This is a genomic window from Arthrobacter sorbitolis, from assembly GCF_054510995.1.
Genome location: NZ_JBTNDM010000016.1, coordinates 12532 through 39313 on the forward strand (window position 1 = coordinate 12532; position 26782 = coordinate 39313).

Consider the following 26782-nt stretch of genomic DNA (forward strand, 5'->3'; position numbering starts at 1 on the left):
GACACCGTAAAATGGGGTCGAAACACGCCATGCAAAGGTCAGCCGGGGTGGCTTGCTCTGCCGGCCCCTGTCGCGGTTCGTCCTGCAGTCGCCGGGAGACATACCCCCGCGGCGGCGTTCGGACCGGACCGCGGAGGTAAGCAGTGGCAGGACTCATGGACAGGATCAGGGGGCTCGCATCCCTCTTCTGGCGCGAGGTGGCGAAGTTCGGCGCCGTGGGGGGCGTGGCCTTCGTCATCGACAACGGGCTGTACTGGTACCTGATCCACGGCCCCATGAGCGGCAGCGAGGTCAAGGCGCGGTTCGTCTCGGCGGGCATCGCCACGATGTTCGCCTGGGTCGCGAACCGCTACTGGACGTTCCGTCACCGCCGCCAGCCGAACGCCGCCCGCGAACTCCTCATGTTCGTCTTCATCAATGTCATCGGCATGGGCATCGCCGCCGGCTGCGTGTGGGTGGCCAAGTACGGCTTCGACGTCACCGAGCCGAGCGCGCTGTTCCTTGTCGGGATCTTCGGCACGGTGCTCGCCACCCTGGTGCGCTTCGTCGCGTACCGCTTCTGGGTCTTCAACGCCGAACTCGACGAGGAGCCCGAGTTCAGCCATGACAAGGAGATCCTCCGGCCGCACTCCGGCGTGGCACGCGAGCCCGTCAGGCAGTCCCCAACCGGGCAGTGACCCGCTCGCCGGCCAGCATGCGGTCGGTGACGGGCACGCCCTCCTCGACGAGGACGAGCGCGCCGCCCCGCGACCAGACGGCCAGCGCCGCGCCGAGGGCCCTCAGGAGCGGGACCCCCGGTTCGAGCAGGAGGGGCCCCGCCTCGCCGTCCGCGGCACCCGCGGGCAGCGCCACGGAGTCCAGGAGGTCCTGCGCCGAGAGCGTCCGCCCTCCCGCGGCCACGAGCGGGGCGCCGGCATCGGCGGTCGGGCCAGGGTAGACGTCGCCGTGCGACCGCACCTCCCCGGCGAAGTCCACCGCCCCGCCCGGCAGCGGCCCGTCCCAGCTCATCGCCAGCGACCCGAGGGCGACGCAGACGAGCAGACTCGACGGATCGACCGCCGGTGCCGTGCGCGAGGAGAAGACGATGTCGACGCCGGCCACCGGGGCCTCCCCGTCCTCGGGCAGGACCACGAGCGCGCCCACCTGCCAGCAGGCGAACGCGAGAGCGAGGGACTTCCAGTGCGGCGGCAGGTCGAGGGCGACGCGGGTCGAGGCGGTCGCGTCGAGCTCGTCGACGAGGAGGTTGGAACTCTTCGCGACCCAGTTGTCGAAGACGCGTCCCGACAGCTCGATCCGGCCCTCCTGGCCGTACCAGACCAGGCGCGGGGAGGCGGGGCTGACCGACCTCATCGCGGTCAGGATGCCTGCGGGTGTCTGTGGCATGATGGGCCCCTTCGGCTCCGTGCGAGACTACTTGGACACGCCGACAAAGACAGGTAGTCGACCCGGCGTGGCGCTCGTGATTCTGCGATAGCGAATCTATATCATCCGCCCGGCCGCTTGACGAAAATCGACTTACACCCGTGTAATTAGGTATCGGATTGGTTCCAGCAGCTGGGCGCGAGGGTCGACCCATGCTGATGTTGGAACGGAAACACCGGAAGGGCTTATCCATGGGGCAGGCAGAACGCACTCACGCACGACCAGATATCGCAGCGCAGGCCTCGGCCCGCTACGGCTCGAGGGGCGTTCCTGCCGACTGGTTCCTGGACCCCGCCGATCCCCTGGCAGGGGATCGGTACCGCGAGATCACGCGATCCCCGCTCGAGGACCAGGCCACCGCCTTCCTCACCGCCCATGAGACCCTCGCCGGTCTGCCCGATGTGGAGCAGGGCCCGAGCAGCCTCCTCGTCCTGCCGACGCCGGACCCCGAGTCCTTCCGCATTCTCCCCGACGTGCTGCACGATGCACGTCCCCTCAGCCCCGTCGCCTCGCCCTCCTGGGCCGTGCAGCCGATGGCCCCCGGGAACGTCGACGACGACGGCGAACTCTCCTGGCAGGCCGACGCCCTGTGCGCGCAGACCGACCCCGAGGCCTTCTTCCCCGAGAAGGGCGGCTCGACCCGCGACGCCAAGAAGGTGTGCGGCTCCTGCATGGTCAAGTCCGAGTGCCTCGAGTACGCGCTGGAGAACGACGAGCGCTTCGGCATCTGGGGCGGGCTCTCCGAGCGCGAGCGCCGCAGACTGCGGAAGCGAGCGGTCTGATCCCGCAGCACCTCCGCGTCACCGCCGTCGTCGTAGCCCACAACGGCGCCGAGTACCTTCCGGGCACCCTGGAAGCACTGCACCGCCAGACGCGCCGGGCCGACTTCTGCGTCGGTGTCGACACCGGGTCCACGGACGCCTCGGCCTCCATCCTCCAGCTGGATCTGCCCACGGGCAGCCCCGTGGTCGGTGCGCCGGCACGGGCCGGCTTCGGGACCGCCGTCCGGACCGCCGTCGCGGAGATCCCTGCCCGGAGCGCCCCCGGAGACGCCGCCACCGACTGGCTGTGGCTCCTCCACGACGATTCCGCCCCCGAACCGGACGCGCTCGCCGAACTCCTCCTCGCCGTCGAGCGGGCACCCTCCGTGACGGTGGCGGGTGCGAAGCAGGTGGCCTGGGACGACCGCCGCGCCCTGGTGGACGTGGGCCTGTCCATCAGCCGGTGGGCCGAGCGGCTCACGCTCATCGACGTCGACGAGCACGACCAGGGCCAGTACGACGCGCGCAGCGACGTGTTCGCCGTGAACTCCGCCGGCATGCTCGTGCGCCGCGACGTGTGGGACTCCCTCGGCGGGTTCGACCCCGCCCTCCACGGCGTCGGCGACGACGTCGACCTCTGCTGGCGCAACCGCCTCGCCGGGAACCGCGTGGTGGTGGTACCCGCGGCGGTGATGCGGCACGCTCCCGCCAGGCCGCACCCGGTGTCCGCGCCGCACGCCGCCCGCGCCGCCGAGGTGTACCTGCGGCTTAAGCACGCGGCCCCCTGGAACGTCCCCCTCCTCGCCGTCGGCGCAGTGCTCGGGGGAGTCGCGCGCCTCGTCCTCGGGCTCCTCGCCAAGGACCCCGCGCACGGCACCGGGCAGCTGCTCGGCAGCCTCGGCGGCGTCTGCCGGCCGCTGCAGCTCTGGCGCTCCCGCCGCTCCGCCGCGAGGACCCGGCAGCGCCCGCGCTCGATCGTCCGCCCGCTCGTCACCTCGCGTCGCGACGTCCGGTCCCACCGCAGGTCCGTCCTCGACGCCTTCACCTCCCGCGGTGCACACCCCGGCGCCGAACAGCTGCAGCCCACCGAGGAGTACATCCCCTCCGGCGACAGCAACGACGATTTCGCGGCCCTCGCCGCACCCGCACGGCTGTGGAGCGGGGCCGGAGCGGTGCTCGCCGTCGTCGTGCTCCTGGCCGCCGCCCTGACGGGCCTGCACCGTCTCGTCGGCGCCGGCGCCCTCGCCGGCGGAGCACTGCTGCCGGCCGCGGAGACCCCCGCGGCCATCTGGGCCAACGCGACGACCTGGTGGGCGGGCCTCGGCACCGGGTACGCCGCCCACGGCTCGCCGTTCTCCTACGTCCTCTGGCTCCTCTCCCTCGCGGGGTTCGGCTCGGCGAACACGATGATCGTGGTCACGGTGGTCTGCGCCCTGCCGCTGGCGGGCCTGTCCGCCTGGTTCGCGGCCGGTGCGCTGACGCGCTCACGGGGGCTCCGCCTCTGGGCGGCCTTCTTCTGGGGCGCGGCCCCGGCCCTCCAGGTGGCCCTGGGCAGTGGTCGCCTCGGCGCGCTGATCGCCCACCTCCTCCTGCCCCTGGCGCTGCTCGGCGTCGTCCGCGCGGTGGGCGCCGGCCTGCCGTCCCGGAGCCTTCCGGACGGGGTCGTCCTCCCGGGCGTCGGCGGGACCAGGAGCTGGACCGCGGGGGCCTCCGCAGGACTCGTCCTCGCGATCGTCACCGCGTGCGCCCCCTCCCTCCTCGCGGTCGTCGTCGTGGGACTGGCGGTCACGCTGGTCCTCGGCGGACGCCGGGCCCGTCCCCTCTGGTGGGCCCTCGTGCCGGTCGTGGCGCTCCACCTCCCGTACGCCCTCTCGGCGGTGGACGCACCCCGGGGGATCCTCGGCGATCCGGGCGTGCCGACGCCTTTCGAGCCGGCCGCCTCCTGGCAGCACCTGCTCGGCTTCCCCGTGTCCTTCGACCCGATGCTCCCGCCCGCCGCGGCCGGGTTCCTCGGCGCGGGGCCGTGGTCGCTCGTCGCCGCGGTCCTCATCGGCGGGCCCGTCGTCGTGCTCGCCGCCGTCGCCCTGTTCTCCGGGCGCGGCCGGATAGCGCGCCGGCTCTGGCTGCTCGCCGTCCTGGCGCTCGCGCTGGCCGCCGTCGCGCCCCTGCTCCCCGTCGCGCTGGGCACCGCGTCGCTCCTCCCGGTCTTCCCCGGTCCGTTCGTGTCCGTCGTCGCCCTCTGCCTCCTCGCCGCGGCGCTGTCCGGCCGGCCGGGATCGGACGCCGCGCCCGCCGCGCGCCGGCCGGCCGGCCGCCGGACCTTCCGCCTCGCGGGCGGGGCGCTCCTCGCCGTCGGCCCGGTGCTCGGCCTCGGCCTGTGGTTGGCCCCCGAGGTGACCGGTCCGCCCGCCGTGGTGGCCGAGCCCGTGATCATCCCGGGCACGCCGGCCGAGGAGGCACCGGAGGCGGGCCAGGGCACCACCGGCTTCGGTACCGCCGTCGACCTCCGGCCCGCCGCCGAGCGACCGCTGCCGGCCACCGCCGCGGACCGGGGCGAGGGTCCGGACCGGACCCGCACGCTCGTGATCACGGTCGACGACGACGACACCATGGCGGCGTCCCTCATGCGCGGATCCGGGACCACCCTGGACGCGCTCAACCCGCTCTACGCGGCCCGCACCCTGCAGGGCGGGGACGCCCCGGCTGACGACCGCGCCTCCGCGCGGATGCTCCGGACGACCGTCGCGGTGATCGTCGGTGCGACCGGCGCCGACCCGCGCGGCGACCTACGCGATCTCGGCGTCGGGTTCGTCGTCCTGCAGCGGTCCGGCACCGCCGGCGAGTTCCTCGGCGGCCGCATCGACGCCGTCCCGGGCCTCACCGCGGTGGGCGACACGGACGCCGGACGCCTGTGGCGGGTGGTCCCCGCGACCCTCGACGACGGGACGGAGGACGCCGGCGACCGCACCGCGCGCGTCCGGGTCGTCGACGCCGACGGCAGGACGCAGGCGACGATCTCCTCCTCCGCGATCCTCGCCGGAGGGGCCGTCCCGCCGGGGGAGGGCGAGCGGAAGCTCGTGCTCGCCGAGGAGTCCGATCCGGGCTGGCAGGCGAGCCTCGACGGTGAACGGCTCGATGCCACGTCCGACGGCTGGCAGCAGGCGTTCGCGCTGCCCGCAGGAGGCGGGACCGTGTCGGTGTCCTACGTGAGCCCCTTCCAGCCGTGGGCCGAGGCCGTGCAGGCGGTGCTCCTCGCGCTCACCGTCCTCCTGGCCGTCCCCCTCCCGTCGCAGCCCCGCGTCGTCCGGCCCACGGGGCCCCCGCACGGCCGCCCCGCCCCCTCCCCGCGGGCGGCGACCGGCACGGACGACGCGGGAGCCCTCGACGCCGGACCGCAGCCCGTTCCCAGTGGAAGTGTTCCGAGGTGATCCGGGGACGCAAGCAGCGCGACGGGCATGGCGCCGCACCGGTCGCCGGGACGGGACCAGCGGAGGCCGCCGTCGCCGCGCGCGCGGTGGCCCGGGACAGGGCGGCGGCCGGCGGCGTCCTCCGTCGTGCCCGCAGGGGCGCCGTGGTGGGTGCTGCCGCGGGGGTCGTGCTGCTCGCCGCGACCGCTGCCATCGCTTCCGGCGCCGCGGACGCCCTGGTCGAGCCCCCGTCGACGGACCTCGCGGTACCGGCGGCCACCGTGCCGGCCGGCGACTACACGGCGGTGTGCCCCGCACCGCCCCGCCTCCTCGAGGCGGCGGACGAGGGTGCGGACCCCCAGTTCAGCCCCGCGTCCTCGACGGCGAGGACCACCGTCGCGGCGATGGTGCTCAGCGACCTGAGCGCCACCCTGACCGGCAGCGGGCTGCTGCCCGTCGGCGGCGGTGCACCCCTGGCGATGATCCAGGACTTCACGCCCGCCGCCTCCCTCGCCGACGGCCCGGCCAGCAGTGGCGCCGACGGGCTGACCGGCCGCCTCGCCGGCGTCGCCCGGGACGTCGCCGTCGACGCCCCGACGCTCTTCCGTGCGCAGCCGCAGGGCGGCCTCACCCCGGTGGCCGCCGCCACCGCGACGTACACCGCCACCGACGGCGACCTCCGCGGCCTCGCCGCGACGGGCTGTCAGGTGCCCTCGAGCGACTTCTGGATCCTCGGCGCGTCCACGACCGTGGGCCGGGCATCGATCCTCACGCTGACCAATCCCAGCGGGACGCCCGCGACCGTGGACCTCGAACTGCACGGCAGTGGCGGCCCGATCGAGGCTGCAGGGGCCCGTGGCCAGCTCGTCGCTCCCGGCGAGACCCGCCGGATCGTCCTCGGCGGCCTCGCCGGCGACCAGGAGCAGGTCGCGGTGCGGGTCCGCAGCGACGGCGGCCGCATCACGGGCGTCATCCAGCAGAGCGTGCTGCGCGGCCTCACCCCGGGAGGCGTCGAGCTGCTGTCACCGACCGCCGCGGCGGGCGTCACGCAGGTGGTGCCCGGCGTCGTCGTGCAGGACGCCGGGACGGCGCGGCGCATCCGCGAGCAGGAGGGCTACGGCACCGCGGCCCCCGAACTCCAGGTGCTCGTCCCCGGGACGAGCGACGCCGTGCTGGACATCGAGGTCTACGGCCCCGACGGCGTGGTGGAGCTGGCCGGCGGGGGAGTCGGGACGGCCGCGGCCGGATCGGTGACGACCGTCGCCCTCAGCGACCTGCCGGAGGGCAGCTACACGATCGCCGTGACCTCCGACGTCTCCGTGGTGGCATCGGCGCGTGTCACCCGCGGCATCGACGGCGGCAAGCCCGTCGACTTCGCCGGAGCCCCCTCCGCCGTGCGCCTCGGCACCGACCACGCGATGGCCCTGGCGGAGGGCGTGGACACGGCCCTCGTGCTGGGGGCGCCGAGCGGCAGGGGCGAGGTCACCCTGACCCCCGTCGCGGCCGACGGGGCGCTGGGCGACCCCGTGGTGATCGGTCTCGCCGGCGGCACGTCGGTCACGGTGCCGGCGTCCTCGCTCGGCAGCGCGCCGGCCGGGGTCGTCATCGATGCAACGGGGGACCCGGTCTACGGCGCCCAGGTCATGACCCTGCCCGGCGCGCGTGCCGGACTGTCGGTGGCCGCTGTGCCGGCGGGCGCGACCGGCCCGCAGAGCATCCCCGTGGAGCTCGGCTACTAGCGTCCGGGGCCCGGCTTCCGTCCGGATCAGGCCTGGGACCGGCCGTAGGCCGGATCGACGACCTCCGGTGCGAGGCCCATCAGTTCGGCGGTCTGCTCCACGACGACGTCGTGCACGAGCTCGTTGACCGGCAGCAGGGCCTTCGCGGCCATGAGCACGGGGTGGCGGTAGACGGTGATCACGCCGGGCCTGCCGGGCGCGGCGGGGGAGCAGGATCCGAGGAGGCCGCGGAGCGTGTCGGACGTCATCTCCTCGAGGCCGTCGGGGATCTCCTGCACCACGATCTGCAGGTCCTGGATCCGCTCGCCCCACAGGCGCTCGAGCCGCTGCGCGGACTCCATCACCCAGTCGTCGAACTGCTCGGACCGGGACCGGGACGCCGGGAGGTGCTGCGGGAAGAGCTCACCGCGCATGCCACGGCCACGGCGATTGCGCCGGCGTTCGTAGAACGACCGTGCCTGACGTCCTTCAGTGGACGAGGGATCGGTCAGGCTGACCGAAAAAGAGGAAGCATCCTGCATGTAAAGACTCTAAGCCTTGAGCCCTGCTGCCGCACTCCCGAATGGGACGCCGGTGGAGGATGCCGGGGAGACCCCGGTGCGCGTCCTGCCGGGCCGGCCGACCAAAGCCCGGTAGGCTTGCCGATCGTGGGATCACTCCGTCAATGCTCCAGATCCGCCTGCCAGCGGCGGGCGATGTCCACCCTCACCTATGTCTACGCGGATTCGACGGCGGTCCTCGGCCCCCTCGCCACGTACGCGGAGCCCCACACCTACGACCTGTGCGCCGTGCACGCCGGGCGCCTGACGGTCCCCCGGGGCTGGGAGGTGGTCCGGCTGACGCTCCCGGACGCCCCGCCGGAGCACAATTCGGACGACCTCCTGGCCCTCGCGGACGCGGTGCGGGAAGCGGCGGCGGAGCCGTCCGTCGAGCAGGCTCCCGCGGGCAAGCGCGGCAGCAAGGCACCCATGGAGCCGCCGGCCGGCGTCACGGGACCCCGGCGCGGCCACCTCCGGATCCTGCCCGAACCCTGATCCGCGCGGGGTGCTCGGCGCCGTCGTGCCGCGCCTGCCGCGCTAGACTTGGGGTGCGCGATCTCCCGTCCCTCCCGAGCGAAAGCTACTCCATGGCGAACCTCCCAGCACGGCTGCTCGACGTCCTCCGCTGCCCCGTCACCGGGTCGAAGCTCGTGCAGGAGGGCCCGGTCCTCCGGTCGACGGCTCCGGGACCCGACGGCGCGACGCTCACCTACGGACTCGACGAGGGCATCCCCGTGCTGCTCCGCGCCGAACTACTCGACGGCGCGGCCACCCCCTAGGGCAGGCGCCTGCAGTCCCCCCACGACCCACAGGCAGGAACAGCACCATGTTCGACTACAAAGTCGCCGACCTCTCCCTCGCCGAGGCGGGGCGCCACCAGATCCGCCTCGCCGAGCACGAGATGCCCGGGCTCATGGCCCTGCGCCGTGAGTACGCCGAGGCGCAGCCCCTCGCGGGCGCCCGGATCGCCGGGTCGCTCCACATGACGGTGCAGACGGCCGTCCTCATCGAGACGCTCACCGCCCTCGGCGCCGAGGTCCGCTGGGCGTCCTGCAACATCTTCTCCACCCAGGACGAGGCCGCCGCCGCCGTCGTCGTGGGGAACGGCACCGTCGAGGAGCCCGCGGGCGTGCCCGTCTTCGCGTGGAAGAACGAGTCGCTCGAGGACTACTGGTGGACCGCCACGCAGATCCTCACCTGGCCGGGGCAGGCCGAGGGCCTCGGCCCCAACATGATCCTCGACGACGGCGGCGACGCCACGATGCTCGTGCACAAGGGCGCCGAGTTCGAGGCGCTCGGCGCCGTCCCGGCGAACCCGCAAGAGGGCGACGCCGACTACTCCCACGAGTACACGGTCTTCCTCGACACCCTGCGCTCCACGATCGCGTCCGAGCCGCAGAAGTGGTCGACGATCGCCGCCGGCATCAAGGGCGTCACCGAGGAGACCACGACGGGCGTGCACCGCCTCTACCAGCTCGCCGCGCAGGGCAAGCTCCTGTTCCCGGCGATCAACGTCAACGACTCCGTCACGAAGTCGAAGTTCGACAACAAGTACGGCATCCGCCATTCCCTGCCCGACGGCCTGAACCGGGCCACGGACGTCCTGATCGGCGGCAAGGTCGCCGTCGTCTGCGGCTACGGCGACGTCGGCAAGGGTGCGGCGGAGGCCCTCCGCGGCCAGGGCGCCCGCGTCATCGTCACCGAGATCGACCCCATCTGCGCCCTCCAGGCAGCCATGGACGGCTATCAGGTCGCGAAGCTCGAGACGGTGCTCGCGCAGGGTGACATCTTCATCACCACCACCGGCAACAAGGACGTCATCATGGCCCGCCACATGGCGGGCATGAAGCACCAGGCCATCGTCGGCAACATCGGCCACTTCGACAACGAGATCGACATCGCCGGGCTCGCCCGCGTTCCCGGCGTCGGGAAGATCGAGATCAAGCCGCAGGTCCACGAGTGGGTCATCCCCGCCGACGAGGCCGCGGGCGTGGCGGAGCACTCGATCATCATGCTCTCCGAGGGCCGCCTGCTGAACCTCGGCAACGCCACCGGCCACCCCTCGTTCGTCATGAGCAACTCGTTCGCGAACCAGACGATCGCGCAGATCGAGCTCTACACGAAGTTCGAGCAGGAGGACGCCGAGGGCGACCGCGAGTACGAGAACGAGGTCTACGTCCTCCCGAAGATGCTCGACGAGAAGGTCGCGCGCCTGCACCTCGACGCCCTCGGCGTGGAACTCACGGAGCTCACCAAGGGCCAGGCCGAGTACCTCGACATCGACGTCGCCGGGCCCTACAAGTCCGAGCAGTACCGCTACTAGGGCCGCCCCCGGACCCCCTGCGCACCGCCGCTGACCGCCGTCGCCGGCTGCCGCTGACCGCCGTCGCCGACTGCCGACGGCCGGTGCCGAATCGTTGCCGACGACCCGCCGCTTCCTGCGGTGGGTCGTCGGCGCCGTCGCGTAGCATCGCACGGGGGAAGCGACATCGAAGGGCAGATGCATGCGCATGAAGCAGGACTCGGGCAGGGACGCGGCGCGCCGGAAGGGCTGGAAGATCGCGGCCATCGGTGCCGCGGCGGTCGTCGTGGTCGGCGGCGGTGTGGGGATCGCGACCGCCTCGCCGTGGAACGACCCGGTGTCGCCCGCAGCGTCGTCGACACCCTCGTCCGCGCCGTCCTCGCCCGCTGCCGCCGGGGACCCGCAGGCCGATCCCGCCCCGTCCGCCGCGGCGGACAAGGATCCACAGGCTCCCGCCGGCGAGTACACCGTGGGCCTGACGCCCACGGACGAGGCCTACGCCGTCAACCCCGCCACCGTCGCCGCCGTGACGGTCGAGGGGGCGACGCTCGAGGGCGTCGAGCTGGTGCCGCGCGCGGGCGGCACTCCCGTGGCGGGCACCCTCTCGGCCGACGGCAGGGGCTGGACGGCGACGGAACGGCTCGCCTTCGACACCGACTACACGTTCTCCTACACCGTGCTCGATTCGGCCGGCCAGCCGCAGCGGCAGACGTCGAGCTTCACGACCGTGGTACCCGCGAACGAGGCCGACGCCTCGATGTTCCCCCGCGACGGCAGCACGGTGGGCACGGGGCAGCCGCTCGAGTTCAGCTTCAGCGAGCCGGTCACCAACCGGGACGCCGTCGAGAAGGCCATCACGGTCACCAGTACCAGCGGCCAGCCCGGCGCCTTCTACTGGCTCACCGACACCAAGGTCCGCTACCGCCCCGAGACCTTCTGGGCCCCGAACAGCACCATCACCGTGGAAGCGAACCTCTTCGGCGTCGACTTCGGCAACGGCATGATCGGCAATGCGGACACGACGATGACCGTGAAGACGCACAACGCGCGCCTCGCCGTCGTCGACAACACCACGAAGACCATGAAGGTCTACCTCGACGGCAAGCTCGACAGGACCTTCCCGATCACCCTCGGCACCGAGGAATGGCCCTCCACCGAGGGGTACATGGTCGTGATGGAGCACTACAAGTCCACACAGTTCAAGGCGGAGTCCATCGGGCTGGAGCCCGGCGATCCCGCCTACTACCCGCCCACGGTCGTGAACCACGCCAGCCGGCTGAGCAACGGCGGCGCATTCGTCCACGAGGCGCTCCCGGCAGCGCAGGTGGCCCTGGGCAACTTCAACGTCTCGCACGGCTGCATCGGCATGTCGCCCGAGGGCGCCGAGTACTTCTACCGCACGTTCGGCCCCGGCGACGTGGTGCAGATCCTCAACACGGGCTACGGCCCCATGTACGTCTGGGACGGGTTCGGCGACTGGAACGTGCCCTGGGACGAGTGGGTCGGCCAGCCCTAGGCGCGGTCCCCGGGCCGCGCTAGCTGTAGGGCAGGGTGTGCAGCCTCTTCGCCGTCGCCTCGGTCCGCTCGCGCTGCCGGGCCATCGCCGCGTAGTCGCGATCGCGGCGCGAGGCGATGACGGTCTGGAGGAACTCCTCGGGGTGGGTGTCGGCGGGCGGCGGCGGTGAGACGTGATGGCTCGCCTCGCCGGCCAGGTCCACGGACAGCGCGTGCCGCGCCTGCTCGGTCAGTCTCGGTGCCTGGGCGAGGAACTGCGACATCCTGCGGGCGAGGGCGTCGGGCAGGCGGCCGATGTCCGCGGTCGCGGCCCACTGCTGCAGCCCGGGCGGCATGACGGGGAGCGCGCGGGGCCTCGCCACGACACGCTCCCGCATCGCGTAGGTGCCCGCGAGGAGGTCGCCGAGACGCTTGGACCGCTCGTTGAACAGCGACACGAGGAACGCCAGCGACCCGCCGAGCAGGTAGATCTCGAAGACCGCCAGCATCCCGCGGATGAAGGCGTGGCGGAAGCGGATGGCACCCCCGTCGTCGCGCACGATCCGCAGCCCCATGACGAGGCGGCCCAGGGACTTGCCGCGCGTGAGGGTCTCCACGGTCACCGGCACGACGACGAGGAGGAGGACGACGACGGCGATCAGGACCGCCGACGTGAGCGCCGGATCGAGGACGCCGCCGAAGACGTTCCCGATGAGCAGCATCAGGAGCACCGCGACGAGGAGCTGCGCGGCGACGTCGATGAGGATGCTGACGCCGCGGGCGGCGAAGCCTGCGGGCCTGAGTTCGAGGACGACCGCCTCGCCGGTGACGACCGGACTCATGTGTTCCCCCTGGCTCGGCTGGATGCGATGGGGCCAGCCTATCGCCGGTGTGCGCGGTCGGCGGGTGGGCCGGTCGGCGGGACTATAGGGTGGGGCGCATGGACGTGGATGCATTCATCGCCGTGCACCGCGGCGACTGGCAACGCCTCGACGACCTCGTGCGCCGGCGCAGGCTGGACGGGGCGGAGGCGGACGAGCTGCTCGTGCTGTACCAGCGCGTGTCGACGCACCTGTCCATCATCCGCTCGGTCGATCCCGAGAGCGCCCTCTCCGGCGCCCTGTCCACCCGCCTGTCCCGTGCCCGCACCCGCTTCACCGGGGCGAGGTCCCACTTCATGGAGGACGTGGCGCAGTTCTTCGTGTTCTCGCTGCCGGCCGCCTTCTACCGCATCCGGTGGTTCACGGTCGTGATCGGTGCGGTCTTCCTCGTGGTGGCAGGGCTCTACGGGTTCTGGGTGGCGGCGACGCCGGGCGTCATCGGCGCCCTGGGGACGGACGAGGCGCTCCGCCGGTACGTGGAGGAGGACTTCATCGACTACTACTCCGAGAACCCCGCCGCGTCCTTCGCGGGGCTGGTGTGGACGAACAACGCGTGGATCGCCCTGCAGGCCGTCGCCTTCGGGGTCACCGGCATCTGGCCCGCAGTCATCCTCTACCAGAACGCACAGGGCATCGGGATGGCTGGCGGCACGATGGCGGCCTACGACCGGCTCGACGTCTTCTTCCTCTACATCCTGCCCCACGGCTTCATGGAGCTCACCGCGATCTTCGTCGCGACCGCCGCCGGGCTGCGCATCTTCTGGGCATGGGTGGCACCGGGCCGCAGGCTGCGGTCGGTCGCCCTCGCGGAGGAGGGGCGGTCGCTGATCACGGTGGCCCTCGGGCTGGTGCTGGTGCTGCTCGTCTCCGGCCTCGTCGAGGGCTTCGTCACGCCGAGCGGACTGCCGCAGTGGCTCCGCCTGGCGATCGGACTCCTGGTGCTCGCGGCCTACTGGGCGTACACGCTCATCCTCGGGCGGCGGGCCGTCGCGGCCGGGCACCGCGGGGACCTCGGCGTCGTCGACCGCGGCGACGCCGTCATCACCGCCTGACCCCGGGCCGGTGCGCGGGGAGCCTCCCGTCGGGGTGCCCGAATGCCCGGTAGTGTCGAAAAGACGCCGGAGGCAGCGCCGGCGGGCATCGATCGAGGAGACAACGCAGTGGCAGAGATGGACAGCACCGGTTCGACCGCTTCAGGCATGCGCCGCGCAGACGACTCGGCGGTTCCCGCCGCGGGCGACGCGGCCGGCCCGGACGACCAGCCCGTATCGGGCGTCGCCCAGCGCCACGACCTGCCGCGGCGGAAGGCCGGCACGATGCCCGACCTGTCCCGCGTCACGGGGGAGGATCCGGCCGATGACTCCTCCGCTGACAACCCTTCCGCGGGCGGGTCCGCGGCTGACAGGCAATCCGACGACCCTTCGCCGGTGGGACCGGGGGAGGGCCGGGATCCCGACGACTCCGACGCCCGTTCGTCCGGTGGCAATTCTTCCAATGGCGCCTCTGCAGGTGACGCCTCCTCCGGCGATGACGGCGTCGGAACCGCGACCCGGATGATGCCCGCCGTGACGGGTGCTTCGGCTGCCGGCGCCACCGCCGCCGGTGCTGCTTCGACCACGGCGACGCCCGGCACCGGGGCGACGACTCCCTCCGGCGCGACGTCTGCCGACAGCGTCGGGACGGCGGCGGCCGGTGAGAGAGCGCAGAACACCGACACCGACACCGACACTCACGACCGCCCCCCGGCCCAGAGTGACGACGCCGGTGCACCTCCGGCGCCGGACCAGGGTTCCGCCCCGGTGGCAGCCGCGAGCAGCAGCGGCCGTGCGTCGTCGGGCTCCCGCGAACCGTCCACCGACACGGCGTCGCTCTCGGCGAGTCCCCCCGACAAGGACGCAGCGCGCCGCGCCGCCGTCCGCGACCAGGCCGTGGCCGCGAAGCCCGTCCTCGCACGCTTCCTCCAGGTCGTCGTCGCCCTCTTCTTCCCCGTCGTCGTGGTGGCGGCAGCCGTCCGCGCCGTCGCGACGTCGTCGTTCCTCTGGCTCGAATACCACCGGCCCGGGTTCCCCGACGACCAGTACGGCTTCTCGCTGGACGACCGCATGACCTACGGGTCCTACGCCCTCGACTACGTCCTGAACTTCGCGCCGGCCCGGTACCTGGGCGGTCTGGTCACGCCCGACGGCGAGCCGCTGTTCCTCGAGTCCGAGGTGGGTCACATGGCGGACGTGAAGGGCGTGCTGGGCCTGTCCTTCTTCATCGCCCTGGTGCTCTTCGTGCTGTCCGTGATCGCCTGTGTCTATCTCGCCCGGCGGTACAAGGGCGGTATCCGGCGGGCGCTGTTCGCGGGCGCCGTCCTCACCCTCGTGGGGATCGTCGCCCTGACGGTGCTCGCGGTGCTGGCCTGGCAGACCTTCTTCACCCAGGTGCATGCCCTGTTCTTCGCCGACGGGAGCTGGACGTTCCGGGTCGACGACACGCTGATCCGGCTGTTCCCCGAGCAGTTCTGGACGGACTCCGCGATCACGGTCGCGGTGCTCGTCCTGGGGGCGACCCTGCTCACGCTGATCCTCACGTGGCCCACGAAGGCGCGTCGTGAGCGGTCGATGGTGGCGCAGGACGCCGCCCAGGCGAAGTACCGGGAGGCGCTGGAAGCCTCCTAGCCCCCTCCGATCCGGGCCGCCGCGCCGGGTGCCCAGAGCCGGGGGCAATGCACCACGGCTCTGAGCCGCTGCCCCGGCTCTGTGGACAGCGTCGGGGGAGATGCCCCGGCTTTGGGCGGCCGCGCCGAGTGCGCGGAAAGGCCGGGTGCGCGGAGAGGGCCCGGGCGGAAAGACAGGCGTGCCGCGCCTAGCGTCTCGCCGCTCCGTAGAGCTCCGCCAGTGCGTCCCCGTGATCGGCGACGACGGCGGCCCGCTTCAGCTTCAGGGTCGGCGTCAGGTGTCCCGACTCCACCGTGAACTCGACGTCGAGGACCGTGAACCGCCGGATCTGCTCCGCCTGGGACACGGTCGCGTTCGCGGCGTCGACGGCGGTCTGCAGTTCGGCGAGGACCTCCTCGTCACGGGCGGCGGCATCGGCCGTCAGGCTCGGCTTCCCGTGCGCGGCGGCCCACGGCCCGAGGGTTTCGCGGTCAAGACTGATGAGCGCCGCGATGAAGGGCCTGCCCTCCCCGACCACCACGGCCTGCCCGACCAGCGGGTGCTCCCGGAGCTTCTCCTCGAGGGGGTCGGGTGCCACGTTCTTGCCGCCGGCGGTGACGAGGAGGTCCTTCTTGCGGCCCGTGATGGTCAGGAAGCCGTCCTCGTCGAGCGAACCGAGATCACCCGTGCGGAAGTAGCCGTCCGAGGTGAAGGCCGCGGCGGTCGCCTCGTCGTTGCGGTAGTACCCGGCGAAGATGGCCGCGCCCTTCACCTGGACCTCACCGTCGTCACCGAGCCGCACGCTCATGCCGGGCATCGGGATGCCCACGGACCCCACGCGCGTCAGCGGCACCGTGTTCACGGTGCACGGCGCGGTGCTCTCGGTCAGGCCGTAGCCCTCCTGGACCAGGATGCCCGCGCCGCGGAAGAAGTGGACGAGGTGCTCGCTGAGGGGGCTGGCGCCGGACACGGTGTAGGTGACCTCGCCGCCGAAGACGTCGCGCAGCCGGGGGTAGACGATGCGGTCGAAGAGGGCATGCGCGGCGCGCAGCACGGGTGAGGGGCCGCGGCCGCCCCGCCCGCGGGCGTCGACGGCGCGCGAGTAGGCGACGGCGGTCCGCTCGGCCGCCGCGAACAGGCGTCCCTTGCCGGCGTCGGCGGCACGACGGCCGGCCGTCGTGTGGATCTTCTCGAAGATGCGGGGGACGGCGAGGAGGAACGTCGGCCGGAACGTCGTCAGGTCCTGGAGCAGCTGCGCCGCCGATCCGGAGTGCGCGAGCTTGATGCCGCCGGCGAAGCACACCACCTGCACGGCGCGGGCCAGGACATGCGCGAGGGGCAGGAACATGAGCGTGCGCGCGTTGTCCTGCTGCAGGAACTCGGGCAGGAACTCGAGGGTGTTGACGGCGAACAGCGCGAAGTTGCCGTGCGTGATGACGCAGCCCTTCGGCCGGCCCGTGGTGCCCGAGGTGTAGACGATGGACGCCGCGTCCGCCAGGCCGCGCGAGCTCCGTGCGGCCTCGAGCGCCGCATCGGACACCCCGGAGCCGGCCCCGACGAGGGCTGCGAGTGTCAGGGCGGCCGTCCCGGCGGGTGCGCTGCCGGACAGGTGCACCACGGTGGTCGCGTCCGTGCGGTTCGACCTGCCGGCGGCGTCGAGGACGATCTCCGCCTTCCCCTGGTCCTCCACGAAGACGACGGCGGGCCGGGCGTCCTCGAGGATCCACGCCACCTGGTGGGCCGACGAGGTCTCGTAGACGGGCACGGTCACCGCTCCGGCGAACCAGATCGCGACGTCGGCGAGCGTCCACTCGTAGCGGGTCTTCGACATCACCGCGACGGCGTCGCCGGGCCGCACGCCGAGTGCCATCAGGCCCTTGGCCACGGAGCCCACCTGCTGCAGGAACTCCGCCGCCGAGACGTCCTGCCACTGCCCCGCGGACTGCAGCGCGTACAGCGCGCGTCCGGGATCGGCGTCGTGGGTGCGCAGGAGGAGGTCCGTGGTGTTGCTGGCCGCCGGGAGGTCGACCAGGAGTTCCGTGATGGCTTCGCGCACGAGTGCTCGCTTTCGTTGCAGGGGGTCTCGGCCCTAGATCCAGCTCCGCAGCCACATGCGCATGCGCCACTGGTCGTACGGGATGACCTCGGCCGTCCAGATCGGCAGGAAATAGGCGGACAGCGCGACGGCGACCGCGAGGAAGAGCCCCACCAGCACGATACCGCTTCGGCGCCGGGGCCCGTCAGCGTCCGGTCCGCCCAGCACGAGGCCGAGGCAGTACACCAGGGCCAGCACGAGGAACGGCTCGAAGGACACGGCGTAGAAGTAGAAGGTGGTGCGCTCCGGGTAGAGGAACCACGGCAGGTATCCCGCCGCGACCCCGGTCAGGATCGCCGCGGCGCGCCAGTCGCGGCGGCCGAGCCAGAAGAACAGCAGCACGAGCAGGGACAGTGCCGCGCTCCACCAGATGAGCGGGTTCCCGAGCACGGTGACGGCCTGCGAGCAGGCGTCGGCTCCGCAGCCGGTCGGCTTCTCGTAGAAGAACGACGTCGGCCGTCCCATGAGGAGCCACGTCCAGGCGCTCGCCTCGTACGGGTGGTCCGTGCCGAGGCCCTGGTGGAAGGAGAACGCGCTCCGGTGGTACTCGGCGAGCGAGCGCAGGCCGTCCGGGACCCAGCCCCACTGCTCCGACGGGTTGCGCTCCGCCCAGGTGCGGTCGTAGGCGTCCTCCGAGAGGAACCAGCCCGTCCACGTGCCCAGGTAGGTCAGCAGCGCCGCCGGGACCATGCAGGCGAAGGCGAGCGGTCCGTCCTTGAGGATGCCCGCGCGGGACCAGTGGTGGATGCCGGCGATCCGCCGGGCGCTGAGGTCCCACGCGACGGTCAGGAGGCCGAACGCCGCGATGAAGGGCAGGGCCGACCACTTGGTCCCGAGGGCGAGGCCGAGGCAGATGCCGGCCACGAGCCGCCAGGCCCGGAACCCGAGGAAGGGGCCGTAGGCCAGGTGTGCCGGCGAGGGGAGGCCGTCGTCGCCGACGCGGGAGGAGAGGCGCCGGGCGAGCCGCCGCCTGCCGTCGTCGCGGTCGAGGAGCAGTGCCGCGAACGCGGCGAGCAGCCAGAAGCTGAGGAAGATGTCCAGCAGCGACGTCCGCGACTCCACGAGGTGGTGCCCGTCGATGGCGAGCAGGAGGCCCGCGGCGGCGCCCAGCAGTGCCGAGCCGAACATGCGCTGGGCCACGAGCGCGAGGAGGAGGACCGAGAGCGTGCCGATCGCGGCGGCCGAGAACCGCCAGCCGAAGGCGTTGTCGGAACCGAACACGAGCATCCCGAAGGCGATCATCCATTTGCCGACGGGCGGGTGCACCACGTAGTCGGGTGCGTCGAGGAGGACGCCGGGGGTGCCCGCGTTGAACGAGTCGTTCGCGTTCTCGGGCCATTCGCGCTCGTAGCCCGACTGCAGCAGGGAGTAGGCGTCCTTGACGTAGTACGTCTCGTCGAACACGAGGGACCCGGGCTCGCCGAGCCGCACGAAGCGCAGGATCCCGCCGAGCACCGCCATGGCGAGCGGGAGGATCCAGCGGAGCGGTCCGCCGGGGGCGGTGGCGCCGAGGAGCCGCTCGGTGAGGCCGGCGCGCGTGTAGGCGTGGAGTGGAGCCACGATCCAGGCTCCGCCCGGCGGGGGGCTGTCCCGTCGGGGCTGGACGGCGGTGTGGCTCACCCTGTCATGCTACCGGCGGCACCTGTGCCGACCCCGCATGCGGGCCCGGACACCGGCCTACCCGCGGCCCGGCTTCCCGGAGGCTGCGGCGGCTAGGCTGGTCCGGTGAACCAGCCACGCAACGACGCCACCCCTGACACGAGCAGCGACGACCCCGGGGAGGGCCGGGACGGGAGCCGGGAAGCGCGCGCGGCCGACGACGACCAGGACGCGCCGGGAGCGCAGGACGCCGAGGACGGGTCGGGGGACCCCGGGGCCCGCGTCCCCGGGACGGCGTACCGCGGCACCGCGGGGGACGGCAGCGGCCGGGGCCGGATCGTCCTGGCGGCGACGCCGATCGGCAACATGGGTGATGCGACCGAGCGGCTGATCGGGTTGCTCCGGTCCGCCGACGTCGTCGCCGCGGAGGACACGCGCCGCCTGCACCGGCTCGTGCAGGCGCTCGGCGTGACCGTGACCGGCCGCGTCATCAGCTATCACGAACACAACGAGACCGAGCGCACCCCCGAACTCCTCGACCTCGTGCGCGACGGCGCCACCCTGCTGATGGTGACGGACGCCGGCATGCCCTCGGTCTCCGATCCCGGCTACCGGCTGGTGGAGGCCGCGGTGGCCGAGGGCCTCGACCTGACGTCGGTGCCGGGCGCCTCCGCCGTCCTCGCCGCGCTCGCGCTGTCCGGCCTGCCCACGGACCGGTTCTGCTTCGAGGGATTCCTGCCGCGCAAGCCGGGCCTGCGGACGGGACGCCTGATCGACCTCGCCGCGGAACGCCGCACGATGGTGTTCTTCGAGGCACCCCACCGCCTCGAGCCGATGCTGCGCTCGCTGCAGCAGACCTTCGGCTCCGAACGGCCCGCGGCGGTGGCGCGTGAGCTCACCAAGGTGCACGAGCAGGTGATCCGCGGCTCCCTCCTCGAGCTCCTCCAGTGGGCCCAGGCCGTCGAGGTGCGCGGCGAGATCGCCGTCGTCGTCGCCGGTGCGCCGGAGGCGCCGCCCTCCAGCCCCGAGGACCACGTGTCCGACGTCAACGCGCTGATCGAGGGCGGGATGCGGCTCAAGGACGCCGTGGCCGCCGTGGCGGCCGAGAGCCGCGTCAGCAAGCGCGAACTGTACGCCGCGGTGATCGCCGCACGCTGACCGGGGCCGGGGCGCCCGGTGGCTTGTGCACTCGTCCAACGGGTAAGCGTCACGGGAGTGCAGGCTTCACTGGACACCCCTTCGTCGCCGGGTCTAGCGTGAGCGGGATGTCCCCGTCCGGGACGCCCCGAACCCCCAGTGCCCGACCCCCAGTATCTTCGCGAAGGAGCTCAGTATGGCTGTCACCGCCGACCAGGAGAAGGCAGTACTCGAGAAGGTGCCCACGGGCCTCTTCATCGGCGGCGAGTGGCGTGCCTCGTCGTCCGGTGCCACGTTCGACGTCGAGGATCCGGCCACCGGCCGCACCCTCCGGACGCTCGCCGACGCCAGCCCCGAGGACGGCATGGCCGCACTGGACGCTGCGGTCGCCGCGCAGGCCGCATGGGCGCGGACGGCTCCGCGGGAGCGGGGCGAGATCCTGCGCAGGGCCTTCGATCTGGTCACGGCTCGCGCCGACGAGTTCGCGCTGCTCATGACGCTCGAGATGGGCAAGCCGCTCGCCGAGGCGCGTGGCGAGGTCACCTACGGCGCCGAGTTCCTCCGGTGGTTCTCCGAGGAGTCGGTCCGCGCCTCGGGCCGCTACTCCACGTCGCCCGACGGCAGGTCGCGGCTCCTCGTGAGCAAGAAGCCCGTGGGCCCGTGCCTGCTCATCACGCCGTGGAACTTCCCGCTGGCCATGGCCACCCGGAAGATCGCCCCCGCGATCGCCGCGGGCTGCACGATGGTCCTCAAGCCCGCGAACCTCACGCCCATGACGTCGTCGCTGTTCGCGACCGTCCTGCAGGAGGCCGGCCTCCCGGCCGGCGTGCTCAACATCGTCAACACGACGACGGCGGGCAAGGTCACGGGACCGCTCATCGACGACCCGCGGCTGCGGAAGCTCTCCTTCACGGGGTCCACGCCCGTGGGCCGCAGCCTGCTGGCCGCGGCGTCGAAGAACGTGCTGAGGACCTCCATGGAACTCGGCGGCAACGCCCCCTTCCTGGTCTTCGAGGACGCCGACCTCGACGCCGCCGTCCAGGGGGCGATGCTCGCGAAGCTGCGCAACATGGGGGAGGCCTGCACGGCCGCGAACCGCTTCATCGTGCACTCCTCCGTGGCCGACCGCTTCGCGGCGGCCCTCGCCGAGCGCATGGAGGCCATGACCCCGGCGCGTGGCACCCGGGACGAGTCGAAGCTCGGCCCCCTGATCGACCAGAAGAGCCGCGACAAGGTGCACGAGCTCGTGACGGCGGCCGTCGGCGACGGTGCGCAGACCGTGACGGGCGGGGCGCCGGTGACGGGCGACGGCTACTTCTACGAGGCGACCGTGCTGACGAACGTGCCGCGGACCGCGCGCATCATGCAGGAGGAGATCTTCGGCCCCGTGGCCCCGATCATCACGTTCGACACCGAGGACGAGGCCGTGGACCTGGCCAACGACACCGAGTACGGCCTCGTGGCGTACGTCTTCACGCGGGACCTGAATCGTGGGCTCCGCATCGGCGAGCGGCTCGAGACGGGCATGCTGGGCCTCAACGCGGGCGTCGTGTCCAATGCGGCGGCACCGTTCGGCGGCGTCAAGCAGTCCGGCCTCGGCCGCGAGGGCGGCGCCGAGGGCATCGAGGAGTACCTGTACACGCAGTACGTCGGCATCGCCGACCCCTACGCCTCCTAGCGGGGTGTCCGCCGAGGGGCGGACGGCGGCAGGCAGCAGGAAGGCCGGCACCCGGGAGGGTGCCGGCCTTCCGTGTGCCGGCGGCCTTGTCGTCGGTCAGCGGCGGGTGCCGGTCCGGAACCGGTTGAGGAGCGACTGCGGGAACAGGCGGGCCCTGATCCTCCGGGTCCAGGAGCTGCCGCTCCGGAGCGCGCGCGTGACGGTGTCGACGTCGTCCCAGCGCGGGACCGCCGGCGGCCGGGCGAGCGTCCCGGACCGGACGTCGGGACCACCGCTCCGTGCACCGGTCCGGGCGGAGGAGGGGACGGTGTGCGCGGCGTACTCCTCGTGCTCGTAGGCGGACTGCAGCCTCCCGAGCGACACGGCGGGATCACCGTCGAGCCGAGCGTCCCGGCTGAGCCGCCCGGCGAAGGTGCGGGGCGTGTCGGTGGGCTCGAGCGGGTAGCCGTAGTCGCCGGCGATCTCGGTGGTCTCGGCCCAGGCGGCCGTCGCGGCCCCGGCAGCACCCGGCACGACGTCGCCGACGACGGCGCGCCGTGAGCGCGTCCTCGACGTCCGGAGGAGGAGCGGCAGGAGCGCGACCAGCCCGATGCCCGCCAGGGCGAGCGCGCCGGCCAGGGGGTTCGCCTCGTCGTCGGGGCCGCCGGCCGAGGAACCGTCGGCGGCATCGGACGGCTCCGCGGCCGAGCCGGTCTGGCCGGCCGCCCCGGTGGCACCGCCGGGGTTGAGGGCGTCGCTGTCGTCCGCCCGCGGGCCGACCGGCGAGGAGGACTGCTGGGCGTACGTGGGGACGACGCCGCGGGACGGCGTCGGTTCGAACTGGACCCAGCCCACGCCCTCGAAGTACAGCTCGGGCCAGGCGTGCGCGTTGCGGGAGTCGACGACGAACTCGCGCAGTTCCGTCCCGCGCGGGCCCTCGGTGGTGTCGCCCGTGGGGCTGCCCGGCGTGTAGCCGATGGCGACCCGGCTGGGGATGCCCGCGGCGCGCGCCATGACGGCCATGGTGCCGGCGTAGTGGACGCAGTAGCCGGACTTCGACTCGAGGAAGCGTGCCATGACGTCCATGCCGCTGCCGTCGTACCCGCCGTCGACCGGCGCCTCCACGGAGTAGGTGAACTCCGGCCCGCGGAGGTAGCTCTGGATGGCGAGGGCCTTGTCGTAGGGGTTCACGAACTCGTCGGTGACCTCGTCCGTCCTGGTGCGGACGATCTCGGGCGTGTCCTCCGGCAGCTGCGTGAAGACCTCGGGCACGGCCGGGTCCTCCGAGGGCCCGATGGCCCCGAGTCCCTCGCGCGTGAGCTCGGCGGAGGTGCTCTCCACGACGTACTCCTGGCGTGCCGTGGACCCGCCGTCGGTCGCGAGGACCGACAGGTTCGCGGGGTCCCACGCCCAGCTGCCGGAGAGGTTGGAGATGCCCACGGGCGCGTAGGGCGAGAGCAGCCAGGGGCTGGAGTAGCTCTGCGTCGTGACGCGCGTGAAGACGGTGCTGCCGGCCGGCGCGCTCCGCGGGGCGCCCGCCTCCGCACCGATCTCGTCGACGCCCTGCTCGCGGTCGTCGAGCCGCTGGTCGGGTTCCCAGCGCCGGCCGCTGAAGTCCTCGAGCGTGACGGCCCTCAGGTACACGGGGGTGTCCGAGTTCGTGGAGTACGCGATCCGGCCGAAGCCCGTGGGATTGCGGAGGTCGTTGCCGAGCGTCACCGCCGGGTTGAGGCCGGTCGCGTTGCCCCAGACGTTGAGCCGCGCCCCCTGCGGGAAGGCGCCGGAGTTGAAGCCGGGCACGAACATCGGCAGGATCACGGTCACGGCGAGGGCCGCCGAGCCGATGACGGCGCTGCGCCCCGCGAAGCCCGACGAGGCCCGTGCCCCGCCCGACGCGAGACGGTTCTCGCGCCACTGCGCGGCGGCGAGGAGCAGCAGGAACGCGAGGGCTGTGGCGATGAACGCTGCCATCCCCACACCGTTGGGCTTCACGATGGCCGGGGCGATCAGGATCGCGAAGAGCCCGAGGCCGCTCGCGGCGGGCATGCGCATCGTCGTCGCGAGGATGTCCACGAGGATCGCGACCAGCCCGAGCGCGGCGCACATGATCAGGACGATCCCGGCGCCCGGCAGCACCGGGGCCACCTGCGAGACGACGGTCTCCTCTGCCTGCGCGAGGAGGCGCCGCAGCTCGAGCGAGGTGCCCGGCCCCGGGACGACCCCGAGGATGCTCTGCCGGGGGACGAATTGCGCGGTGAGGGCACCGATCAGGGCAAGGACGCCCACGAGGGCGGTCAGCACGCCGTTCAGGCGCAGGGTGCGGGTCAGCGCCATGGCCAGGAGCACCGGCACGAGCGTGCCGAGGACCGGCAGCAGCCAGGTCCACGGCTCGACGACGCCGTTCAGGCTGGTGGCCGCCGCGAGGACGGCGAGGAGCGACGCCCCGGTGACGGACCAGTGCCAGGGGTCGGCCGACGGCGGTCGCCGGGCGGACGGCGTCGCGGCTGCCGGTGCGGCCGCGGGGCGGGAGAGTGTGGTGGTCATGCCGATCCTGGGGAGTGTCGTGAGCCGCGGACGGGCCCGGGGGAGGATGCCGGGACGGGTTGCTCGCTGGGCGTCGTGCCGGACGCGTTCCCGAGGCCGGCCCAGACGGTGGGCAGGTGCGCTGCCGGCGAGGCGGCCGTCGCGTGCCAGCCCGCGTCGCGGAGGATCTCGAGCTGCCGCCGGGCGTCGGCCGGCCGCTCGGTGAGGAGGATCGCGTAGGACGCGGACCCGTAGTCGGCGGCCGAGGCGAGGGTCCGTGCCTCCTCGCCCGTGAGCGTCCCGAGGACGGCGATGAGCGGGCCGCGGTGGCGCGTGGTGGCCAGCTTGTCCAGCAGGTCGTCGCCGAACGCCGCGTGCGGGGTGGTCTGGGAGGTGTCCGACGTCGGACGCCGGAGACGACGCGCGGCGCCGCGTACCGCGTCCCCGGCCCGCGCGGTGACGCCGGGCCCCTCCTCGGCGTGCTGTCGGCGCCCGCCCTCGGGGCCGAGCTCGAGGGCCGCGAGGCCCTCGGCGATGCCGGCGACGGCGCCCGGGCCGTGGTGCTCCTCGTCGGACGGGAACGGCGCGGAGGGGGAGTGCAGCAGGGCCGGGGCGCCCTGGTGGTCGAGGAATCGCAGGGCGTAGTTGCGCTCCAGCAGGTGGGCGCTGATGGACATGACCGCGGTGACCGCCGCCTCGAAGGTGGGGGAGGTGGACAGCCCGCTGCCGGTGGCCCCGTCGCCGCTGAAGGCCGCGGTGAAGCCGCCGCTGAAGCTCGCGTGCCGCTGGTCCAGGAGCAGCGTGGCCTGCGGGGTGGTCACCGATTCCTCCTGGCGCACCATGAGCTCGCTGTGCCGGGCGGTCGCCGCCCAGTGCACGCGCCGCATCGAGTCCCCGTGCCGGTACTCGCGGGTCATGACGTCGTCGTCGCTCGGGTTGGCCTGGCGGTGCGTCGCGGCGAGGCCGTCGTTGCCGCGGGAGCCCTGCAGGGTCGAGGGGAGCAGCTCGAGCGGCGCGGGCGTGACCACGAGGCCGTCCGCCCCGCCGAGCACGTGCCAGGACTTCGCGAGGCCGAACGGGTCCGTGAACTCGGCGGTGACCGGACCGATGAGGTAGACGCCGCGCGAGGCGGACCGGAGGCGGTACTCGTAGAGGGACTTGCCGTCCGGCGTCGGGTTGCGGGACGGGTAGGTGAACTGCGGCGCCTGCCCGAAGCGGGCCGGGAGCTGCTCCTCCATCGCGATGCTGGCCCCGCCCGCCACGGACGCCGTGAGCGAGAGCGTGACGGTCGTCGTCGAGCCGATCTCCATGGACTGCGGCTGGAACCGGCGGGCCACCGTGAACCGGGGCTTGACGAGCCGGAGGACGAGGATGGAGGCCGCGGGCAGGGCCGCGAGCAGGATCCCCACGTAGAGGAGGTCACGGCGCCCGAGCACCTGCGCGGACAGCAGCGCGACGACCGCGACGAGGACGAAGCCCCACCCGCGCACCGTCAGGATGCGCGAGGGGAGCCTGTCGAGGAGGACCATCAGTCGCCTGTCCGGGCCGTCATCGCCGCTGGGCCTCGCGGGCCACCGGGACCCGCGCGAGGATGTCGTGCACGATGCTCGACGCCGTCTCGCCCGCGCTCGTGGCCTTGCGGTCCAGCAGGAGGCGGTGGGCGAGCACGGCGTCGGCGACGGACGCGATGTCGTCGGGCAGCACGAAGTCCCGGCCCTCGAGCGCGGCGCCCGCCTTCGCCGCCCGGAGGAGCTGCAGCAGCGACCGGGGGCTCGCGCCGAGGCGCAGCCGGGGGTGCTGGCGCGTGGCATGCCCGACGGCGACGGTGTAGTCCTTGACGGCCGGCGACACGTACACGCCGCGCACCTCGCGCATCATCGCGGCGATGTCGGAGACGCTCGCCACCGGGCGGATCCCCTCGAGCGGGGACACGGACTGGTGCGTCTCGAGCATGTCGGCCTCGGCCCGGGCGTCGGGGTAGCCCATGGAGATCCGCGCCATGAAGCGGTCGCGCTGGGCCTCGGGGAGGGGGTAGGTGCCCTCCATCTCGATGGGGTTCTGCGTCGCGACCACCATGAACGGGTCGCCGAGCACATGGGTGGTGCCGTCCACGGTCACCTGGTGCTCCTCCATGCACTCGAGGAGGGAGGACTGCGTCTTGGCCGACGCCCGGTTGATCTCGTCGCCGATGACGATGTTCGCGAAGACCGGTCCGGGGCGGAACTCGAAGCGCCGGGTGTCCTGGCTGAAGATGGACACCCCGGTGACGTCCGAGGGCAGCAGGTCGGGCGTGAACTGAATGCGGTTCACGGTGCAGTCGATCGTCCGGGCGAGGGTCTTCGCGAGCATCGTCTTGCCGACGCCGGGCACGTCCTCGAGGAGCAGGTGGCCCTGGGCCAGCAGGACGGTGAGGGCGAGGCGCGCGGCCTCGGGCTTGCCGTCGATGACCGTGTTGATGGAGCCGAGGATGCGGGTGCTGATGTCGTGGAAGCCGACGCCGGGGACGTCCGGGTCCACCCGTGCCGCGGTCCGGGGTTCCGCTGCGGCCTCGGCGATGTTGTGCTGGACGTCCATGGGTACCTTC

The 26782-nt window shown here is 73.0% G+C and carries 20 protein-coding genes; 12 read left to right on the plus strand and 8 right to left on the minus strand.

All coding sequences use genetic code 11. From position 1 onward, the window contains the following. Positions 1-155 precede the first annotated feature (155 nt). Positions 156-677, plus strand: a complete 522-nt coding sequence (locus ACX80K_RS16675; protein ID WP_459273018.1) for a GtrA family protein — start codon at positions 156-158, stop codon at positions 675-677. Here ACX80K_RS16675 and ACX80K_RS16680 read toward each other — a convergent pair. After that, on the minus strand, positions 652-1383 hold the full coding sequence (locus ACX80K_RS16680) for a TIGR03089 family protein (RefSeq protein ID WP_459273019.1): 732 nt from the start codon (positions 1381-1383) through the stop codon (positions 652-654). The two genes, ACX80K_RS16675 and ACX80K_RS16680, sit on opposite strands and share 26 nt — an antisense overlap. A 230-nt stretch (positions 1384-1613) precedes the next feature. Between ACX80K_RS16680 and ACX80K_RS16685 the strand changes: the two genes are divergently transcribed. Genes ACX80K_RS16685 through ACX80K_RS16695 form a run of 3 tightly spaced genes read left to right on the plus strand, consistent with a single transcriptional unit; the run spans position 1614 to position 7329 of the window. Further along, positions 1614-2204 (plus strand): WhiB family transcriptional regulator, encoded by a 591-nt coding sequence (locus ACX80K_RS16685; protein WP_459273020.1) that lies wholly within the window; start codon positions 1614-1616, stop codon positions 2202-2204. Then, positions 2108-5611: a glycosyltransferase gene (locus ACX80K_RS16690; RefSeq protein ID WP_459273021.1), complete on the plus strand. Its 3504-nt coding sequence runs from the start codon at positions 2108-2110 to the stop codon at positions 5609-5611. Before ACX80K_RS16685 ends, ACX80K_RS16690 begins: the two co-directional genes overlap by 97 nt. Beyond that, positions 5608-7329 carry a DUF5719 family protein gene (locus ACX80K_RS16695; protein WP_459273022.1) on the plus strand — a complete coding sequence of 574 codons (1722 nt, stop codon included), beginning with the start codon at positions 5608-5610 and terminating at the stop codon, positions 7327-7329. The genes ACX80K_RS16690 and ACX80K_RS16695 overlap by 4 nt, the downstream gene beginning before the upstream one ends. A gap of 26 nt (positions 7330-7355) precedes the next feature. On the opposite strand, the gene ACX80K_RS16700 is transcribed toward ACX80K_RS16695, so the two are convergent. Continuing rightward, positions 7356-7850 carry a metallopeptidase family protein gene (locus ACX80K_RS16700; RefSeq protein WP_459273023.1) on the minus strand — a complete coding sequence of 165 codons (495 nt, stop codon included), beginning with the start codon at positions 7848-7850 and terminating at the stop codon, positions 7356-7358. A gap of 126 nt (positions 7851-7976) precedes the next feature. On the opposite strand from ACX80K_RS16700, the gene ACX80K_RS16705 reads away from it, so the two are divergent. The 4 genes from ACX80K_RS16705 to ACX80K_RS16720 all read left to right on the plus strand — a co-directional run bounded on the left by ACX80K_RS16705 (position 7977) and on the right by ACX80K_RS16720 (position 11686). Next, positions 7977-8363: a DUF3499 domain-containing protein gene (locus ACX80K_RS16705; protein ID WP_459273024.1), complete on the plus strand. Its 387-nt coding sequence runs from the start codon at positions 7977-7979 to the stop codon at positions 8361-8363. Positions 8364-8455: 92 nt separating this feature from the next. Then, positions 8456-8647: a hypothetical protein gene (locus tag ACX80K_RS16710; RefSeq protein WP_459273025.1), complete on the plus strand. Its 192-nt coding sequence runs from the start codon at positions 8456-8458 to the stop codon at positions 8645-8647. A 47-nt stretch (positions 8648-8694) separates the two neighbouring features. After that, on the plus strand, positions 8695-10191 hold the full coding sequence (gene ahcY / locus ACX80K_RS16715) for an adenosylhomocysteinase (protein ID WP_459273026.1): 1497 nt from the start codon (positions 8695-8697) through the stop codon (positions 10189-10191). A 181-nt stretch (positions 10192-10372) separates the two neighbouring features. Next, entirely contained in the window at positions 10373-11686 is a 1314-nt protein-coding gene (locus tag ACX80K_RS16720) for a L,D-transpeptidase (protein ID WP_459273027.1), read from the plus strand. Positions 11687-11705: 19 nt separating this feature from the next. Here ACX80K_RS16720 and ACX80K_RS16725 read toward each other — a convergent pair whose 3' ends face one another. Further along, complete coding sequence (locus tag ACX80K_RS16725) at positions 11706-12506, minus strand: RDD family protein (RefSeq protein WP_459273028.1); 801 nt, start codon at positions 12504-12506, stop codon at positions 11706-11708. A gap of 98 nt (positions 12507-12604) precedes the next feature. On the opposite strand from ACX80K_RS16725, the gene ACX80K_RS16730 reads away from it, so the two are divergent. After that, positions 12605-13597, plus strand: coding sequence for a stage II sporulation protein M (locus ACX80K_RS16730; protein WP_459273029.1), 993 nt, complete (start codon positions 12605-12607; stop codon positions 13595-13597). A 117-nt stretch (positions 13598-13714) separates the two neighbouring features. Beyond that, entirely contained in the window at positions 13715-15208 is a 1494-nt protein-coding gene (locus tag ACX80K_RS16735) for a TIGR01906 family membrane protein (RefSeq protein ID WP_459273047.1), read from the plus strand. 187 nt (positions 15209-15395) lie between these two features. Here the strand turns inward: ACX80K_RS16735 and ACX80K_RS16740 are convergent, their stop codons facing one another. Further along, positions 15396-17243, minus strand: a complete 1848-nt coding sequence (locus tag ACX80K_RS16740) for an AMP-dependent synthetase/ligase (protein ID WP_459273030.1) — start codon at positions 17241-17243, stop codon at positions 15396-15398. 33 nt (positions 17244-17276) lie between these two features. Next, positions 17277-18902, minus strand: coding sequence for a dolichyl-phosphate-mannose--protein mannosyltransferase (locus tag ACX80K_RS16745; RefSeq protein WP_459273031.1), 1626 nt, complete (start codon positions 18900-18902; stop codon positions 17277-17279). 315 nt (positions 18903-19217) lie between these two features. Between ACX80K_RS16745 and rsmI the strand changes: the two genes are divergently transcribed. Next, positions 19218-20039, plus strand: a complete 822-nt coding sequence (gene rsmI / locus ACX80K_RS16750; RefSeq protein WP_459273049.1) for a 16S rRNA (cytidine(1402)-2'-O)-methyltransferase — start codon at positions 19218-19220, stop codon at positions 20037-20039. A 175-nt stretch (positions 20040-20214) separates the two neighbouring features. Next, entirely contained in the window at positions 20215-21696 is a 1482-nt protein-coding gene (locus ACX80K_RS16755; protein ID WP_459273032.1) for an NAD-dependent succinate-semialdehyde dehydrogenase, read from the plus strand. A 96-nt stretch (positions 21697-21792) separates the two neighbouring features. Here ACX80K_RS16755 and ACX80K_RS16760 read toward each other — a convergent pair whose 3' ends face one another. Genes ACX80K_RS16760 through ACX80K_RS16770 form a run of 3 tightly spaced genes read right to left on the minus strand, consistent with a single transcriptional unit; the run spans position 21793 to position 26772 of the window. After that, a complete protein-coding gene (locus tag ACX80K_RS16760; protein ID WP_459273034.1) occupies positions 21793-24219 on the minus strand; it encodes a transglutaminase family protein in 2427 nt (808 codons plus the stop codon). After that, positions 24216-25727: a DUF58 domain-containing protein gene (locus ACX80K_RS16765; protein ID WP_459273035.1), complete on the minus strand. Its 1512-nt coding sequence runs from the start codon at positions 25725-25727 to the stop codon at positions 24216-24218. Before ACX80K_RS16765 ends, ACX80K_RS16760 begins: the two co-directional genes overlap by 4 nt. A 19-nt stretch (positions 25728-25746) precedes the next feature. Next, positions 25747-26772, minus strand: a complete 1026-nt coding sequence (locus tag ACX80K_RS16770; protein WP_459273036.1) for an AAA family ATPase — start codon at positions 26770-26772, stop codon at positions 25747-25749. Positions 26773-26782 lie beyond the last annotated feature (10 nt).

Bases quoted from the DNA above. Each gene is read 5' to 3' on its own strand.
- ACX80K_RS16675 (WP_459273018.1), top strand. From the start codon at position 156: ATGGACAGGATCAGGGGGCTCGCATCCCTCTTCTGGCGCGAGGTGGCG.
- ACX80K_RS16680 (WP_459273019.1), bottom strand. From the start codon at position 1,383: ATGCCACAGACACCCGCAGGCATCCTGACCGCGATGAGGTCGGTCAGC.
- ACX80K_RS16685 (WP_459273020.1), top strand. From the start codon at position 1,614: ATGGGGCAGGCAGAACGCACTCACGCACGACCAGATATCGCAGCGCAG.
- ACX80K_RS16700 (WP_459273023.1), bottom strand. From the start codon at position 7,850: ATGCAGGATGCTTCCTCTTTTTCGGTCAGCCTGACCGATCCCTCGTCC.
- ACX80K_RS16710 (WP_459273025.1), top strand. From the start codon at position 8,456: ATGGCGAACCTCCCAGCACGGCTGCTCGACGTCCTCCGCTGCCCCGTC.
- ahcY (WP_459273026.1), top strand. From the start codon at position 8,695: ATGTTCGACTACAAAGTCGCCGACCTCTCCCTCGCCGAGGCGGGGCGC.
- ACX80K_RS16720 (WP_459273027.1), top strand. From the start codon at position 10,373: ATGCGCATGAAGCAGGACTCGGGCAGGGACGCGGCGCGCCGGAAGGGC.
- ACX80K_RS16725 (WP_459273028.1), bottom strand. From the start codon at position 12,506: ATGAGTCCGGTCGTCACCGGCGAGGCGGTCGTCCTCGAACTCAGGCCC.
- ACX80K_RS16730 (WP_459273029.1), top strand. From the start codon at position 12,605: ATGGACGTGGATGCATTCATCGCCGTGCACCGCGGCGACTGGCAACGC.
- ACX80K_RS16735 (WP_459273047.1), top strand. From the start codon at position 13,715: ATGGACAGCACCGGTTCGACCGCTTCAGGCATGCGCCGCGCAGACGAC.
- ACX80K_RS16755 (WP_459273032.1), top strand. From the start codon at position 20,215: ATGGCTGTCACCGCCGACCAGGAGAAGGCAGTACTCGAGAAGGTGCCC.
- ACX80K_RS16760 (WP_459273034.1), bottom strand. From the start codon at position 24,219: ATGACCACCACACTCTCCCGCCCCGCGGCCGCACCGGCAGCCGCGACG.
- ACX80K_RS16765 (WP_459273035.1), bottom strand. From the start codon at position 25,727: ATGGTCCTCCTCGACAGGCTCCCCTCGCGCATCCTGACGGTGCGCGGG.
- ACX80K_RS16770 (WP_459273036.1), bottom strand. From the start codon at position 26,772: ATGGACGTCCAGCACAACATCGCCGAGGCCGCAGCGGAACCCCGGACC.